Origin of the sequence: Maridesulfovibrio sp. FT414, from assembly GCF_050916235.1 — a bacterium.
Taxonomy (GTDB): domain Bacteria; phylum Desulfobacterota; class Desulfovibrionia; order Desulfovibrionales; family Desulfovibrionaceae; genus Maridesulfovibrio.
In genome coordinates, this window is sequence record NZ_CP104854.1 from 2,454,052 (window position 1) to 2,470,346 (window position 16,295).

Consider the following 16,295-nt stretch of genomic DNA (forward strand, 5'->3'; position numbering starts at 1 on the left):
TCAGGCTTGTTTCAGATAATTAAGAAGGTGTTCAAGTGCCTTTTCCAGGCTCTGCTGCTTTACTTCCATGCGGTTGCCGGAGAAGAGAAAGCATTCAGCATGGGTTTTGCCGTGGACATGCCAGCCCATCCAGACCGTGCCTACCGGTTTGTCCGGTGTGCCGCCGGTCGGCCCGGCGATGCCCGAAAGGGAGACTCCTGCGTCGGTGCCGAGGGTTCGGCACACGCCTTCGGCCATGGCACGCACAGTGGCTTCGCTCACCGCCCCGTGTTCCATGATGGCCTCTTCGGGCACATGGAGCAGGGACATTTTAATTTCATTGGAATAAGCCACCACCGCCCCGGAAAACCAGGCTGAGCTGCCTGAAAAATCGGTCAGGGTTGCGGCGACGAGTCCCCCGGTGCACGATTCCGCAGTGCCCAGGGTCCAGCCTTTTTTCACCAGTATTTCGCCAATGGCGGGAACAATGCTGTCGATCATGCGGCACTTTATACTGATTTGAGACATATTTGAAGAGGACAGAAACACATATTAAGGTTGCCGGGCTGTTTATGGTGCTATACACCGTTGGCAGCAGGTGTTTTAGGGGGTAGTATCTCTACTGTTCTGTTTCCGGTTAATTTTATTTTCATGGAGTGACATGAATATAGGCTCTGCAGCAGAGTATGTCTGGAAAAGACATCAATCCCATTGGAACTGGATTGCCATGCTCGGTTCCCTGGCGGTCTTTCTTATGGCTCTCTGGTTTCATTCCGTGGTGCTTTTTTTTGTCTTTCTTGCCGGAGTTGTCTGCTCCCTGTGTGAACTTCCCGAACCGGTCCCCCCTTTCAGGCGCATTGACAGGCTGCTTGACCTTGAACGCAGGTGGCTTGCCGCTCCATGGGGATGGAAGAAGGGGCTGCAGGCTTTCGGCCTGTTTTTCGGGGCTGTCTACGTCTGCGTGTCCTGCTGGATCTCCAGCATTATGGCACTGCTTTTATTTGTGGGGATTTGTGTTAATATCGGCTGCGTTTACGGCAATAAGGCCATGGGGATTGATGATTTGTGACTTTCCTGATTACATTAGTTGCAAAAAGACCCTTTAAAAACCGCACGACATTGGGTACTAGCTAACCAGCGGCCCAAGGTGAGCCTTTTTATATGAGATGAGGAGAATGAAATGCTTGATTTGAAATTTGTGCAGAACAATCTGGATGTTGTTCGGGAAAGCCTTGAAAAGAGAGGCTCCAAGCTTGATGTTAATGAATTTAAAGTCCTTGATGATCGCCGCAGGGCACTGCTGCAGGAAGTTGAGACCCTCAAGGCCGAGCGCAACGCAACCTCCGGTGACATCGCCAAGATCAAAAGGGAAGGCGGAGATGCGTCCGAAATAATCGCCCGTATGGGTGAGGTCGCCGGACGGATCAAGACTCTTGACGAAGACCTTAAGGATATTGAAGCTGCGGAGCGTGAATGGCTGGTTTCAGTTCCCAACATGCCGGATGAATCCGTTCCTTACGGCAGGACCGAAGATGACAACCCGGTTATCAGGGTCTGGGGCGAAAAGCCTGAATTTGATTTTGAACCCCGTGAGCACTGGGACCTTGCTGTAGAGCTCGGTGGCGTTGATTTTGAACGCGCTGCTAAACTGACCGGTTCCCGCTTTGCCGTGCTCAGGAAATGGGGCGCAAGGCTGGAAAGGGCCCTGACGGCCTTCATGGTTGATATCCAGACCGGAGAGCACGGGTATACCGAAGTGATACCCCCTTACATAGTCAACAGCGACTCCCTTTTCGGCACCGGCCAGTTGCCCAAGTTCGCCGAGGACCTCTTCAAGCTGGAGAACTGGGATTACTACATGATCCCCACCGCAGAAGTGCCTTTGACCAACCTGCACCGCGATGAAGTGCTCGACGAAGATGAACTTTCCATGGCCTACTGTGCTCCCACACCTTGTTTTCGTTCTGAGGCCGGATCTTACGGCAAGGACACCAAGGGGCTGATCCGTCAGCACCAGTTCCACAAGGTGGAAATGGTCCGTTTTGCCCATCCCGACAAATCCTTTGAAGATCTCGAAGCCATGACCGGCCATGCTGAAGAGATTCTCAGACGTCTCAACCTGCACTACCGGGTTATCACCCTGTGTACCGGTGACATGGGCTTCGGTTCCGTTAAAACCTACGACATCGAAGTATGGCTGCCCGGACAGGACAAGTTCCGCGAGATTTCCTCCTGCTCCAACTGCGGGGATTTCCAGGCCCGCCGCGCCAACATCAAGTTCAAGCCCAAAGACGGCAAGAAGGCTCAGTACGTGCATACCCTTAACGGTTCCGGACTGGCTGTGGGACGTACTTTTGTTGCTGTTGTGGAAAACTACCAGCAGAAAGACGGTTCCATTGTGGTTCCTGAAGCTCTCCGCCCGTATATGGGTGGAATGGAAGTCATTACTGCCTAGCAGTTTTTTGCAACCATCCACTGCTCAAAATGCGCAAGGGTCGGCCAATGTATTGGCTGACCCTTTTTTCATGGCTCTGTCACCTGATTGTGTTGAAATTTATTAGATGCCTTCGGGGGCTTACACTCTTTGAAAAGGGTTTAATAATCCCAAACTTCGTAGGGGGGTCTTTGCAGCTGAACCCTTTACAGATCCAGCCCTTCCTTCTTGTAGTCGTTGAGCTTGTTGCGCAGGGTGCGCACGGATATTCCCAGCAGTTCAGCCGCCTTGGTGCGGTTTCCCTGTGTCTGGTCGAGGCTTTTGATGATGAGCTGTTTTTCCATTTCGGAAATGGGCATGATCTCGAATGACGCGGCAACTCCGGCTTCGGCTGCGCTAGGGCCGGAACCGTCAGGGGAGGGCTCGGATTCCGGGGCTGTGTAGCTTTCTTCCGGCATCCAGGCATCGGGGTCGCTCAGGAAGTGCCGCGATTCAATGGGGCCGCCGCCGGCAAGCAGGACCGCTCTTTCCATCAGGTTCTGAAGTTCGCGGACGTTGCCCGGCCAGTCGTAATTCAGCAGCCAGTTGACGGCTTCTTCCGAGAACTCCAAAGGCGGCAGGCCGTACTCCGTGCAGTTCTTGTTCACGAAAAATTTGGCGAGCAGCAGAACATCGTTGCCGCGCTGGGCCAGTGCCGGAAGCTTGAGGGGGATGACATTCAGGCGATAGAAAAGGTCCTGCCTGAATTTACCTTCCTTTACGGTTTCCTCGATTGCCCGGTTGGTGGTGGCCAGCACTCGCACATCCACTTTTACGGTTTCAACTCCGCCCACACGGTCTATTTCGCCTTCCTGCAGCACACGGAGCAACTTGGCCTGAAGGCCGAGGTCCATTTCGGTGATCTCGTCAAGCAGGATGGTTCCACCTGAGGCAAGTTCGAATTTACCAAGTTTGCGGCTGATTGCCCCGGTGAAGGCTCCTTTTTCGTGACCGAAAAGTTCCGATTCAAGCAGGTGTTCCGGCAGTGCTGCACAGTTGATGGCTACAAAGGGTTTGTCATGGCGGTCGGAATGGTGGTGCAGGAAACGGGCGAACATTTCCTTACCGGTACCGGATTCTCCGGATATGAGAACAGTGGCCTTGGATTTTGCGACCTGTTTGGCAAGACCAAGAACCCTCATCATGGCCGGATGCTGGCCTATGACCTGATATTTACCCTGTGTACCCAATCCTGCTGGTGTCGCGGCGCTTTTTGGCGCTTCCGGACCTGACAGGTCCGCTTCGCTGGGCATGGTGGGGAGCTGCTCGTCCGGCAGCATCAGCTTGATTTTATCCCAGGTGAGAGGCTCAAGCCAGTAATCCCTTGCTCCGAGCTCCATGAATCTGCGGGCTTCGTCGGCCGATCCGCTGCGGGAGAAGACTACGACCGGCGGGAAATTTTCAATATTGACAGCCTCTGCAAGAAGGGCCTGAGCAGAGTACCCCTGCATTACCGGTCTGGTAAAAATAAGGCAGGGTTTGGATTTTTTGATGAAATTGATGGCCCCGGCAAGGTTGTCGGCAAGACCCGCTTGATACCCCGCTTCTTTAAGCGGGGAAAAGACGGTCGTGACGGACTGGGGCTCGGCTATAAATAGTAATGTACTGTCAGGCATGGGTTTTCATATCTCTAAGTGGGAACCTTTTCAACTCCATATATATAATATGGAGATAAATTTCAGCAGTTGTGCTTATGATCATGAAGAAAATCCTGCGCGGCGGCGCCGGTTCATGGTGCCGGAGAGCGGATAAAGGGCTTGTATACATGCATGTTCTGCTCCTTCCTCTTGAGGATCTACTTTCCTTCATATTGATTAATAAGGAAAAAATATCATGAAAGCGCAAAGAAATTAAAAAAAATTTCGTGATACGCAAAAAACAAAATTGTGTGGATTTGCTCTTTGCTGGAAATGATCGGGTCGTTTTTAACAATAATGGTCTTTGTGGAGATATATAATTCGCGAATCGCTAAAAATGGGAGCGTTAATCCAAAATGAGCGAGGACTTGCCGAATTTTGTTCCATTTGGTAACCCGTTTTTTCTGTGCCAGAATAATTTTTTACGGGATTTGTACAAAAGTGATAAAATTTAACAATGTCAATAAATTCTACGGTGACTACCACGCCCTGCGGAATATCAACCTGCAAATTAAAAAGGGTGAGGTGGTTGTTGTCTGCGGTCCGTCCGGATCGGGTAAAAGTACCATGATCCGCTGCATCAATCGTCTCGAACCCATTCAGGAAGGTGAGATTCTTGTTGAAGGTATGGACGTTAACGGTCCGAGAGTAAACCTGCCTCTGCTGCGGGCGGAGATCGGATTCGTTTTCCAGTCCTTCAACCTGTATCCGCATATGACGGTTTTGGAAAACATCATACTTGCGCCGACCATGGTGCGAAATATGAAGCGCCGGGATGCTGAGGAACTGGCCATGGAACTTCTTTCCAAGGTCAACATCCCGGACAAGGCCGGAGATTATCCTTCGCAGCTTTCAGGCGGGCAGCAGCAGCGTGTGGCGATTGCCCGCGGCCTGGCCATGCGCCCCAATATCATGCTTTTTGACGAACCCACTTCAGCCCTGGACCCGGAGATGATCAACGAGGTTCTGGACGTTATGAAGGCTCTGGCCCGCGAGGGCATGACCATGGTCTGCGTCACCCACGAAATGGGTTTTGCTCGCGAAGTTGCGGACCGGGTCATCTTCATGGATGAGGGAACTATGATTGAAGAGAACACTCCGGAGGAGTTTTTCAACAATCCGCAGCACGAGCGTTCCAAACTCTTCCTGAGCAAGATCCTTACCCATTAGGAAGCAGGCGGCGTTCCGGTGTCGGGGGCCGCTCTTTTTGTATACTCTTTGTCTATTTCCACGCAGGAGGAAAGAATGAAAAGGTTTATGACTCTGGCTGTCGCAGCCGCTCTGGTTATGGCTTTTGCTGCAACTGCATTCGCAGGCGCCACCTATGACAAGATCATGAATGACAAGGTTGTCCGTATCGGCATCATGACCGACTCCATCCCCGGTGCGTTCTACAACGCCAAGAAGGAATGGGTCGGCTTCGACGTTGACATTGCAAACGAAATTGCAAAACGCATGGGCGTGAAAATCGACCAGGTTCCCGTTAACAACAAAACCCGTATCGGTTTCCTCCAGCAGGGCCGTATCGACATGTCTGTTTCCAACATGACTCACAAGCGTTCCCGCGATAACTCCATCGACTTCTCCATCACCTACTTTTTCGATGGACAGAAGATGCTCGCTCCCAAAGGCAAGTTCTCTTCCCTTAAAGATTTCGTAGGCAAGAAAGTAGCCGTTATGCAGGGCACCACTTCCGAGCTCAACGTTAAGAACCTGCTCAAGAAAATGGGCGATGAAAATCCCCAGGTTATCTCTTACCAGAAAGAATCCGAGTGCTTCCAGGCTCTGCAGATGGGTCGCGTAGACGCATGGTCCACCGACTCCACCATCCTGCTTGGCTACGCTGCACAGGTTCCCGGCAAGTATGAACTGGTTGGTGACTTTTTCTCCAACGAGCCTTACGGCATCGGTCTGCCCGAAAACGATTCCAAGCTCCGTGACACCGTTAACTTCGCTCTTCAGGACATGTGGAACGACGGTACCTACGAAGCAATCTACAACAAGTGGTACGGTCCCGACACCAAGTACTACTTCCCCCTCACCGAAAAGATTGAACAGTGGCCCTAGGGCTCACTTGAAAACCGCACGGTTTTCCTGAATCGCTAATCAGCGTGATAAGGCGGGGCCGATGTAAAGTCGGCCCCGCTGTTTCTTAAAACTGAAGATAAAGAGAAAGTTTTTACAATGATCAACCGTTATCTGGAAAAAACATGGGTGCAGTACCTGTGTCTGGCGCTTATTACCGGACTGCTGGTCTACTATTTCGGCTGGGTATTCGATTTCGGATACAAGTTTGACTGGACCGTACTTTACAAGGAAGATCCCTCCTACGGACAGGTTCTGGGCGATATGCTCGTCACCGGCCTCGGATTGACCATCAGTATCACCCTGATGAGTTCGGCCATTGCGCTGGTACTGGGAATTCTCTTCGGCCTCGGCAGGCTTTCGCAGTTCAAGCCGGTCTATTATTTCTGTACCTGCTACGTTGAATTTTTCAGAAACACACCGCTGCTGGTTCAGCTCTTTTTCTGGTATTTTGCCCTGCCCATGGGGCTGCCTGAGCCTGTACGCGATTTTCTCTTCAGCCAGAATTTTGAAATGCTGACCGCCACCGTGGGGCTCGGTATCTATACCAGTGCATTCATGGCCGAGGTCATTCGTGCCGGTATCCAGTCCATCCCCAAGGGATTGCTGGAAGCTTCATATTCTTCCGGGCTCACCCCTTTTCAGACCCTGACCAAGATCGTGCTGCCGCTGGCTTTCCGGGCCATCATTCCGCCGCTGGGCAGTGAGTTCCTGAACAACATGAAGAACTCCTCACTGGCCATGGTCGTCGGGGTTGCAGAACTGTGCTGGTCCTCACAGCAGATCGAATCTCTGACCTTCAAGGGTTTTGAAGCCACATCCGCCGCGACTGTAATTTATCTTTCCCTCTCCCTGATCATTGCCGGTATTCTTACTCTCGTTAACTGGAAGCTGCAGATTGTCCCGGTCAAAAGCCGTAATCTCGGCCACAAAATTGCGCACATGCTTTTCTGGCCCATAGAGGCTCCTTTCGCCTTTCTGTCCAAAATGCACAGACGGTTCATGCGCAGACGCCAGGAGGAGTTCAGCCTGACCAGTGCTCAGGCTGCCCGCAGGGCTATTTTCTCGGCGATATGCAAGGCGCTTTCCCTGCTTTGGAAAGTGGCGTTCATTGCCGCTCTGGCAGCCCTTTTGATCAAGGCCGTTCTAGGTCTTATGACCTTTAATTTTCAGATTATCTGGGAGAACCTCGGCACCATGCTCTGGTGGCGTTTCCCCAACGGCGGACCTGAGGAAATCCTCTGGGGACTGGGCGGACTGTCCTTCTCCATCCTGATGTCGGTTATCGCCATTTCGGTCAGCTTCTTCATCGGACTGCTCGTAGGTATCGGACGCACCTCCAAGAACAAGCTGTTCCTGATACCTTCGACCCTGTACATTGAACTTATCCGCGGAAACCCGCTGATCATGGTCATTTTCTGGATCTACTTCTTCATCCCGATCCTGACCGGGCAGTTCATGAACGTATTCTGGTCGGCCACAATCGCCTTGACCATATTCACCGGGGCATATCTTGCCGAAATCGTGCGTTCCGGTATCCAGAACCTGCCTCCGGGACAGTTCGAGGCTGCTGTTTCCACCGGCCTTACCTACTGGCAGACCATGCGGAAGATTATTCTGCCGCAGGCCCTCAAGCAGATGCTTCCGGCCATTGTCGGACAGTTTATCGCTATCTTCAAGGATACCTCCCTGGCCTTTGTTATCGGTGTTCTTGAGCTTACTTTCGTAGCTCAGGGACTCAACAACAGGCTCATGATTTATCCCTTTGAGATCTACACCACCATTGCATTTTTGTACTTTATTTGTTGCTACCTGATGAGTCTCGTGGCAAGACGACTCGAACGGAAGCTGTCAACCGACACTTTCCGTCTGCAGATGTAATATATCTCCCTCCCCCTGCGGAGCGGGGGAGGGTAGTTGACATAGTAGCGTTTCGGAGTTGTCTCATGCTCGGTAAGAGTGTTCCTGTTTTCTGTTATCACGCCGTCTGCGACGTGGACGGCCATTCCCCTGCCGTTTTTGCCTCCCATCTCGACATGATGCTGGAGATGGGCTTCAAAACCATCACCGCCGACCACCTGTTCGAAATCTGCATGGGCCGAAAGCCCATTGACGATAAATATGTGGTCCTTACCTTTGACGACTGCCACATAAGCAACTGGATCAATGTTGTACCCTTGCTGGAAGAGCGGGGTATGACCGGGGTATTCTTTGCCGTTGCCGATTTCATTGGTCAGGGGAAGATCAGGACACGGGCTGATGTGACCGAGATGCTGCCCATGCGCGAGGCCTTCATCAACGCGATTGCCAACAACGATAACTCGCAGTTCATGAACGAGGCCGAACTCCGGTCTCTGGTCAAGGACCATCGTATGGAAGTCCATGCCCACACCTGTAGGCATCAGGGCTGCTTCAAGGATTTTCGTTCCAAGGGAACATTTTCTACCGACTCCCACTGGTCCACATGGGGTATCTACCGCAAGTTCAACCCGGAGCTCCCGGTTTTCGATTGCGGAAGCGGATTTGCCTACAACGGCTTCTGGCCCGTGTTCCGTAAGGGGCACGTGTCCTTCAAGCGTCGCAGCGACGAGGACAGACGCATGTTCTGCCGTGAGGATTTCAACCGCTGCCTTGTGAAGATCAGTTCCATCAACAAAGCCCGCCGCCAGTACCTGTGCTGGCCCTGGGGACATTTTGATTCCATCTCCATGCAGGAGGCCGCAGCGGCCGGTTTTTCCGGAACATTCACCCTTGAGCGGTCCGCCAACATGCTCGGTACCGATCCCATGCGTTTCAACCGTATCGGAGTGGGCTCCGACAAGGATGCCCAGTGGATAAAAAAACGGCTGCTCATGTATTCCTACGAAGCTCCGGCAATGGTCTGCTTCAAATTTTTCACCAAGCGCAACGATATCGGCAAGGTTCTTTACATGACCGATACCGAGAAGCTTTCAGGCGGAAGCCGTCAGCTAATCAACAGCGCCCGGGCCATGCTCGTGGCCGGGGTCGGTGTTATAGCCGTGCTTCCTCCTGAGTCCGGACTTATTCCCGAGCTGGAAGCAATGGGGGTGGAAGTAATTGTTCTTGATGATTTCAGGAACATGCTCGCAGCCGCCGGTTTCCTTTCCGAGGTTATCGAGGAACATCAGGTCGATGTTGTACATACTTTCCACAACAGGGCCGTTAAAATCGCCTGCATAGCCAGAGGACTTTCACTCCTCGGCGGGCGTAAGTTCAAGCTTTTCTTCAATCGAGGGGTTATCTACAAGCCCAACCCGCTGGCTCCGATTTTTTCCCTTATCGGTAATGGCTACATCTGCAATTCGGCTAAAAGCCGCGAAGTACTGCTCAGGCACGGTGTGCTGCCCAAGCGTGCACAGGTTGTCTACAACTCCTTTGCCGGTGGAGGGCGCAAGCCGCGTCGCTCAGTTGCCACCACCGTCATTTATGTGGGCAACTCCGGTCATGCCAAAGGACCGGACGTGTTCATAAAGTCCGTGGACCGGCTGCTTGCGCGTACCCAGTGCGAAGGGGTCCGCTTCATTGCCCTAGGCATGGAAAACCTTTCCGAATACAGGGAGATAGCTGCTCCTTCCACTCTTGAACGCATTGAATGTCCCGGTTACATCAGTCACGAGGAAGTGATAAAGCTGCTCGCTATTTCACATATCTACGTGATGAGTTCCCGGCAGGAATCAATGCCCAACACACTGCTTGAAGCTTTTGATGCCGGGCTGGCCGTGGTCTGCACCAATGCCGGAGGGACTCCTGAACTTATCCGTGACGGCGTTAACGGATTCCTCTGCGAAGTGGAAGACGTTGAAGCACTTGCGCGGTCCATGCAAAAGCTCCTTGAAAACGGTGAGCTGCGCAAGGAGATGGGACGGGTCAACCGCAGGATTGTGCGTGCCTACCTGAGTACAGCCGCAAAGGCACAGGCTCTTTTGCGGGTGTACTGCTCACTGCCCAAAGATGCACCGCAGATCGAACTGCCCGATATTGATTCCCTGATAGGCAAGTGATTTTTTTGCCTTCGGCGACCCTGCCGGGGGCCTTAAACCCTTTGAAAAGGGCTTAAGAATCCCAAACTTTTTTAGCGGGGCTTCGCCGCCGGTGCTGGCAGATTGTCCTCGAATGGTTGTTCTGCTTGGGTGTATTTTTGTCTGTTTATTACAGTGGTCTGTTTTATGCGTAGATTGGTGGCTGGCCTTTGAACAGTCATCTCTACGCCGTTTATTTTGAAGCGTGCGCCACGTCCTGAATAGCTTGATCCTTCATTCTTCGTTTCTGATTTTGAACCAATCCATTTTAAATAGAGAAAAGCAGATGCAGCTTTTCCCCCTTGTTTGACGGGTAAAATCTTTGACTCCGCACCCACAAATTGTGCGGGCTTTGGGTCGGGTTTTCTTGCGTTTTCCGGGGCGTTTGTGGCAGTCTTCGGTTTCAGGTATTTATTTAATTTCCCTTTGTTTCTTTTTCTGAAAGCGCGAAGCTTGTTAAAGCGTTTTGGGAAAGGGGTGAGGAGTCCAGAGGAGAGGGGAAAACATTTTTTGGTTTTGGCAAAAAGGGTTTTCCCCTCTCCTCTGGACCCGGAGGGCTGCCGGAGGCATACATGGGCGATCTTTATAACGATAGTTACTGGGCTGCAGTGAATCCAGCTGTTCGCCGCAGGCTGCTGCTTGGTTCAGTCGGAGCCAATCACCTTTTGGAAACCGGGCTCCGGGCTCTTGAGACTGATCCGCAACTTGGCGTGGAACTGCTTTTTGCTGCCTACGCCGCCAGTCCTCTCGACGGTAATGTTGCCCGGCAACTGGTCAATCTTGAAGGGCTTGTGCCCCTTTTTCCCGCGTCTGTTTCAGCCTGCCTGCGGGGAGTTCTTGAAAACTGGCGTATGCCGGACAATCTGTCTTATTTTTTACGCATATCCGCCAAAAGGGACGGCGCTAAAATTAAGAGCTATATTGCTTCCTGCCTTGAAAAAGAGCCGGGAAACCTGTTCTGGCTGCAGCAGGGGCTGATTTATGCAGGGGCGTGCTCGGACTTTGGATTCGGCGTGGAATTGCTCTGCGGGGAATTCCCGAATGAGATTCTTCCGGCGATAAGTGCAGCAAAGAGTTTCTTCTGTTTCAAGAACGGGGCTCTTCAGGACAGTTATGACTTGCTTTGCGCTGCTGCCGGATCGTTCGGAAGCGGTTCTTTCGCCAGTCTGGCTGCTTCGGTCCTGTTGGAGCAGGGCAGCAGAGATAAGGCTGTTGAAGTGTTGTCCGGCACTGTTGCGGAGCAGCCGTGGAGGGTTTCGGAGACCTTGAGGTTGTATGATCTTGTCCGCGGACTTGATCTTGATCGGGAGCCTTTTGCGGGAAGTCTGGCGATTCTGCTGTACTCCTTCAACAAGGCACAGGAACTGGATGCGACTCTGGCTTCTCTTCATGCTTCGGACCTGCATGGAGCGAAAATTTTTATGCTCGATAACGGTTCCGGGGATGACACTGCTCGGGTGATTGACCGCTGGCAGCAGGTTTTCGGTGACGGGCTGGTGCGGATTGACCTGCCTGTAAACATCGGGGCCGCCGCCGCACGGAACTGGCTGATGAATGTCCCGGAAGTCCGGGCCTGCGATTTTGCGCTTTATCTGGACGATGATGTCGAGGTTCAGCCGGACTGGCTTTCCCGTCTTGGTGTGGCCGTGAAGGTTTACCCGGATGCCGGTGTATGGGGCTGCAAGGTGGTGGATCATTCCTCGCCTGCGGTGATGCAGTCCGTGGACCTGCACATTGCTCAGCCGAGCCGGGATGAAGGTGACGGTCCGGAAGTTGATCTTTCCAAAATGTCCCCCAATCCGTTCAAGGTTTCCGATCTGCATCATCAACTGCTTGATGCGGGATATTTCGACTACATGCGGCCCTGTGCGTCCGTAACCGGGTGCTGTCACCTGTTCCGGACTGCCAAGCTACTTGACAACGGCGGCTTTTCCCTGTTCCTTTCTCCCTCGCAGTATGATGACATGGAACATGATCTGCGCAGTTGCCTGAAGGGTGAATTCGGTGTTTATCAGGGCCATCTGCGCGTTCTGCATCGCAAGAATACCGGAGCGGCCAGCCGGACTGATGTTGTTCAGGAAGGCAATGCCCTTGGTAACAAGTACAAGATGCAGGCCATGCATCCACGCAGCGAAATACTGCGAATCATGGCTGATGAGGAAAGGCTTCTTCAGTCCGATCTAGAGAAAAAGATGCAGTATCTGCGGGACAACGGGGTTGTTCGCGGAACGAAATAGAGGGAGAGTAAAATGTCCGATCATGATCAAACCCAGGAATTTCTGAACAGCCTGCCCGAGCTTGAACCCGGCAAGACCTTCGGTTTTGCCTGTCATCCGGGAGTGCGCTGTTTCAACGCCTGTTGCGGCGACCTCAATCTTATGCTGACTCCCTACGATGTGCTGCGCCTGCGCAAGGGGCTTGGACATGACAGCAGGAAATTCATCCACAACCATGTAGATATTTCTCGCACTCCGGGGATCGGCTTTCCCATGTGCAGATTGCGCATGCTCGACAACTCCAAGCGCAGCTGTCCCTTTGTGCGCGATGAAGGCTGTTCCATTTACGAAAACCGTCCCGGTGCCTGCCGTACCTATCCACTTGGACGCGCTTCACGTATGGGCGAGGACGGCCAGACCATTGAGCAGTTCTTCATTGTTCAGGAGCCTCACTGTCGCGGATTTGAAGAGGATAAGGAGTGGACCAGCGAGGAATGGCTCAAGGATCAGGGGCTGGAACAGTACAATGAGGTCAATGACCGCTACATGGCGATCATGACCCGCGCCCGCCGTGCCGGGGTCGTCCTTGATGAACGCAAGCTGAATATGGTTTTCCTCGCCCTGTATCAGGTCGACAACTTTATCAAGTTCATCACGGATATGAACGTGTTCTCGCGTCTGGATGTTTCCGAGGAACGCCAGCAGGCCATTCTGAACGATGAAGAGGAATGTCTCAACTTCGCTCTGGACTGGGTGGAGCTGCTCACTCTGGGAAGCTGTGAGAACCTGCAGCCCAAGAAGTAGTTTTTAGGAACAGGGAAGCTTTTGATCCGGCCTCCCTGTCCCTTACTTTTAATGGACTTCGCATACTGCATGTGGATGATCTTTTTAGTTTGTTGACCGTAGTTGCTTGAAAGCGGGTACGGTTTTTGTTATTCTATAAAGAAATGTGCCCAGTTTGTTTCTTGACTATAGTTGTATGCACCTTAATTTAAATTGTCGTTGCATTGCGGGAGACAATCATCCCGTGGAGATTATAAGTGCAAATTGTACTTCCTCCTTCGATATTTGTATTCTTGAGTTTGCGAAGAATCAAAGTTTCAAGGAGGAGCTTATGATGAAAAACATTAATATAAATGGATTATTGATTAATCTAGCAAGCGTAATTTTGCTTGTTTTGTCTATCTGTAATACTTCGTTATTCGTCGAAGGGGCTTGTGCGAATTGTACTCTCCCGTAATACAGCGACTTTTTTGTCTTTTCAGCTATTCCTACAATCCCCAAAACTCACTCGCCAGCCCTGAAAACGACAGGTAATTGATGATGTAGTGCGCAATTATGGTCGGATATACCGATCCAGTGCGCCACATGCACAGCATCAGCCCGGAGCCGGTTACAGCCGTGGCCATGACGGCTATGGGGCCCTGCGACCAGTGGATCAGTCCGAAAACAACGCCTGTGACCAGAAATATCCACTTCGTGGACATCCTTTTGTTTCTGAGTGCCGAGAAGGCCAGTCCCCGGAAGATTATTTCCTCGGAAACGGCCACCAGTGCCAGACCGAAAGTCATGTCCAGCATGTAGAGGGGCGAGTCTGTGCTTATGGGGATGGACCCCAGTCTGAGGGGCGGCAGGATTTTGGACCACAGGGCAAAGCCCGGCTCGTCAAGACAGAGTCCCAGAGTGGTCATCCCGGTTGTCCAGAGAGCGAACTGCATGGCCGGTAAGGGGACGAGGCCTAGTTCTGTCCGGGACAGGGTTCGGTTCTTGACAAGGATAAAGAGGAAAGCCAGCGGGATCAGCTTCAACGCATAGTCGATAGCAAGCCAGAGCGGCTCGTGCCTGATGAAGATGTTGGAGAAGTCGTTCAGGTAAAAGGGCAGGGTGGCTAAAGCCAGAATCGTTGTCCGGTTACTGATATTCAAGTTGTTTACTCCTTGCCAACTTCAGTTTGCTGATTATCATCTGTCTTTCATCAAGCCCTAAGGGCATCTCAAACGGGGGATTTTCTTTTGACTCAGGAACTTAATGTTGAACTGCGCAGCCCGAAAATACTATCTGCCGATGAATTTGAAAAGGTCCGGTCTGCATTCCCGGCTGACCGTAAACTGGTCTTCACCAACGGATGTTTTGATATTCTTCACGCCGGGCATGTGGACCTCCTTTCCCGGGCCCGCGAGCAGGGAGACTGTCTTGTCCTCGGGCTGAACAGCGACAAGTCAGTGCGCTCCATCAAGGGCAGCAAGCGGCCTGTCACCGGACAGCAGCAGAGGGCCTTTGTCCTGGCCGGGCTTGCCTGCATTGATTACGTTATCTTTTTTGACGAGGACACTCCATACAATCTGATCGGAAAAGTCCGGCCCGATGTGCTGGTGAAGGGTGGTGACTGGACCGTGGATAATATTGTGGGCAGGGATATTGTCGAAGGGCGCGGAGGAACTGTTTTGTCACTTCCGCTGCTTCCGGGCTATTCCACTACGTCCGTTATCCGTTATATCCGGGAAAATGAGATAGAATAGCGCGTAGATACGTATTCTACGGTTTCAATGTTCTGGATTGTGTGTTAGAAAGTATTTTCAGTCTTGAATAATTCTTTTGTTCGGGGTTGACATGTGAGGCGGGTTTGAGCTATTAGACTCGACTCGCTCGGCGGAACGGGCCAATAGCTCAGTTGGTAGAGCCCCCGGCTCATAACCGGATGGTCCCAGGTTCGAATCCTGGTTGGCCCACCATTTATTCATATGGATACATATCAGAAAACAATCCAGACCATTTCGCCTTTCCTGTAGAGAAAGATGTTGTGCTCCCGGGGGATCACCCTTGCGGGAGCATATTATTTTAGCGGATACTGATGTGCAGAAGTTGATTAAGTGCGGTAATAATTGAACATAGCTGTCGCGAGGATGTGCTTTCCCTGCGGCGGCACTTGCGGTGGACGTTATGAAGACAACTGAAATTGTCAGCCTGATTGAGGGACTTGTTCCTTCCGGGTATGCGGCTCCGTGGGATAATTGCGGTGTTCAGCTCGCCGGTGCTGAAAGGGATGTCCGCAAAGTGGCGGTTGCCCTTGATCCTTTGCCGCAGGTTGTTGCAGGCGCGCTGGATTGGGGTGCTGATTTCATCCTGACCCATCATCCGCTGGCCATTGAGGCTAAACTGCCTTCCCGGCTGGACTGGTTTCATGATGTCATGCGTCAGGTGTTATGCTCCGGAGTGACCCATTTTGCCGCTCATACCTCCCTTGATGTTCAGTTCAAAGGGGCTGTGTCCTGGCTTGGGCGCGAACTTGGACTTGAGAACCTTGAGGTTCTTGATCCTGTTGCGGAAAACGGGGCCGGTGATATACTGGGCTACGGCTGTATCGGCGAATTTGCCGTTTCCCGGCCGTTCGGCGCGTTTGTGTCGCAGGTTTCCGAGCTTTCCGGATGCGGTGTGGTGGCGATCTGCGGGCCTGAGCCTGAAAAGGTTTCACGCGTAGCCATATGTCCGGGATCCGGATCATCGCTGATGGACAAGGCCTTTGCCGGTGGTGCCGATGTGTTTATCACCGGGGATGTGAAGTATCATCCGGCGCAGGAGACTGTCGGCACAGTTCTCGACGTGGGGCACTTCTCCCTTGAAGAGGAGATGATGCGCCGTTTTGCCATTATTCTGGGTGACGAACTCGGAAAAGGCGTCGAGGTGAAATTTTTCAGCGGACGCAATCCCTTTGCCTATCATGTGCCGGGGGAAGGTGTACGCAGGCCCTGAAAGGGGCGTTAATTACAGAGAATCAACAGTCGCGTAGAGGCCTTACGGGACTGTATAATGTTTTATTACGGGACATGCCGCCCCTTGGCGGCGAACCAAGTTTCCGAACATCGAT

Annotated in this window: 14 protein-coding genes and 1 tRNA gene; 11 read left to right on the forward strand and 4 right to left on the reverse strand. The window is 52.3% G+C overall.

Annotated elements, in window-relative coordinates; genetic code table 11:
• The gene (locus tag N7E73_RS10840) at window positions 1-480 is read right to left on the reverse strand and encodes a CinA family protein (protein WP_432734729.1); all 480 of its coding nucleotides are present in this window, start codon (window positions 478-480) and stop codon (window positions 1-3) included.
• A gap of 160 nt (window positions 481-640) precedes the next feature.
• Between N7E73_RS10840 and N7E73_RS10845 the strand changes: the two genes are divergently transcribed.
• Together N7E73_RS10845 and serS are read left to right on the forward strand one after the other, a co-directional pair.
• Window positions 641-1,048, forward strand: a complete 408-nt coding sequence (locus N7E73_RS10845) for a hypothetical protein (RefSeq protein ID WP_432734731.1) — start codon at window positions 641-643, stop codon at window positions 1,046-1,048.
• Between the two features lie 111 nt (window positions 1,049-1,159).
• On the forward strand, window positions 1,160-2,434 hold the full coding sequence (gene serS / locus N7E73_RS10850; RefSeq protein WP_432734733.1) for a serine--tRNA ligase: 1,275 nt from the start codon (window positions 1,160-1,162) through the stop codon (window positions 2,432-2,434).
• 185 nt (window positions 2,435-2,619) lie between these two features.
• Here the strand turns inward: serS and N7E73_RS10855 are convergent, their stop codons facing one another.
• Window positions 2,620-4,068, reverse strand: a complete 1,449-nt coding sequence (locus N7E73_RS10855) for a sigma 54-interacting transcriptional regulator (protein WP_432734735.1) — start codon at window positions 4,066-4,068, stop codon at window positions 2,620-2,622.
• Between the two features lie 462 nt (window positions 4,069-4,530).
• Here N7E73_RS10855 and N7E73_RS10860 point away from each other — a divergent pair, with 462 nt between their 5' ends.
• The 4 genes from N7E73_RS10860 (at window position 4,531) to N7E73_RS10875 (ending at window position 10,196) form a co-directional block, all read left to right on the forward strand.
• Window positions 4,531-5,259 carry an amino acid ABC transporter ATP-binding protein gene (locus tag N7E73_RS10860; RefSeq protein WP_432734737.1) on the forward strand — a complete coding sequence of 243 codons (729 nt, stop codon included), beginning with the start codon at window positions 4,531-4,533 and terminating at the stop codon, window positions 5,257-5,259.
• 75 nt (window positions 5,260-5,334) lie between these two features.
• Entirely contained in the window at window positions 5,335-6,156 is an 822-nt protein-coding gene (locus tag N7E73_RS10865) for an ABC transporter substrate-binding protein (RefSeq protein ID WP_432734739.1), read from the forward strand.
• A 117-nt stretch (window positions 6,157-6,273) separates the two neighbouring features.
• Window positions 6,274-8,055: an amino acid ABC transporter permease gene (locus tag N7E73_RS10870; RefSeq protein ID WP_432734741.1), complete on the forward strand. Its 1,782-nt coding sequence runs from the start codon at window positions 6,274-6,276 to the stop codon at window positions 8,053-8,055.
• A gap of 65 nt (window positions 8,056-8,120) precedes the next feature.
• Window positions 8,121-10,196 (forward strand): glycosyltransferase, encoded by a 2,076-nt coding sequence (locus N7E73_RS10875; RefSeq protein ID WP_432734743.1) that lies wholly within the window; start codon window positions 8,121-8,123, stop codon window positions 10,194-10,196.
• A 71-nt stretch (window positions 10,197-10,267) separates the two neighbouring features.
• Here the strand turns inward: N7E73_RS10875 and N7E73_RS10880 are convergent, their stop codons facing one another.
• A complete protein-coding gene (locus N7E73_RS10880) occupies window positions 10,268-10,552 on the reverse strand; it encodes a hypothetical protein (RefSeq protein ID WP_432734745.1) in 285 nt (94 codons plus the stop codon).
• 234 nt (window positions 10,553-10,786) lie between these two features.
• On the opposite strand from N7E73_RS10880, the gene N7E73_RS10885 reads away from it, so the two are divergent.
• Together N7E73_RS10885 and N7E73_RS10890 are read left to right on the forward strand one after the other, a co-directional pair.
• Window positions 10,787-12,451 (forward strand): glycosyltransferase family 2 protein, encoded by a 1,665-nt coding sequence (locus N7E73_RS10885; RefSeq protein WP_432734747.1) that lies wholly within the window; start codon window positions 10,787-10,789, stop codon window positions 12,449-12,451.
• Window positions 12,452-12,463: 12 nt separating this feature from the next.
• Window positions 12,464-13,234: a YkgJ family cysteine cluster protein gene (locus N7E73_RS10890; protein WP_432734749.1), complete on the forward strand. Its 771-nt coding sequence runs from the start codon at window positions 12,464-12,466 to the stop codon at window positions 13,232-13,234.
• Between the two features lie 467 nt (window positions 13,235-13,701).
• Here N7E73_RS10890 and N7E73_RS10895 read toward each other — a convergent pair whose 3' ends face one another.
• The gene (locus N7E73_RS10895) at window positions 13,702-14,355 is read right to left on the reverse strand and encodes a CPBP family intramembrane glutamic endopeptidase (RefSeq protein WP_432734751.1); all 654 of its coding nucleotides are present in this window, start codon (window positions 14,353-14,355) and stop codon (window positions 13,702-13,704) included.
• Window positions 14,356-14,442: 87 nt separating this feature from the next.
• On the opposite strand from N7E73_RS10895, the gene rfaE2 reads away from it, so the two are divergent.
• From rfaE2 to N7E73_RS10910, 3 genes are all read left to right on the forward strand, one after another.
• Entirely contained in the window at window positions 14,443-14,949 is a 507-nt protein-coding gene (gene rfaE2, locus N7E73_RS10900; protein ID WP_432734754.1) for a D-glycero-beta-D-manno-heptose 1-phosphate adenylyltransferase, read from the forward strand.
• 137 nt (window positions 14,950-15,086) lie between these two features.
• Window positions 15,087-15,162, forward strand: a tRNA-Ile gene (locus N7E73_RS10905).
• Window positions 15,163-15,370: 208 nt separating this feature from the next.
• On the forward strand, window positions 15,371-16,180 hold the full coding sequence (locus N7E73_RS10910) for a Nif3-like dinuclear metal center hexameric protein (RefSeq protein WP_432734756.1): 810 nt from the start codon (window positions 15,371-15,373) through the stop codon (window positions 16,178-16,180).
• Window positions 16,181-16,295: the final 115 nt, after the last annotated feature.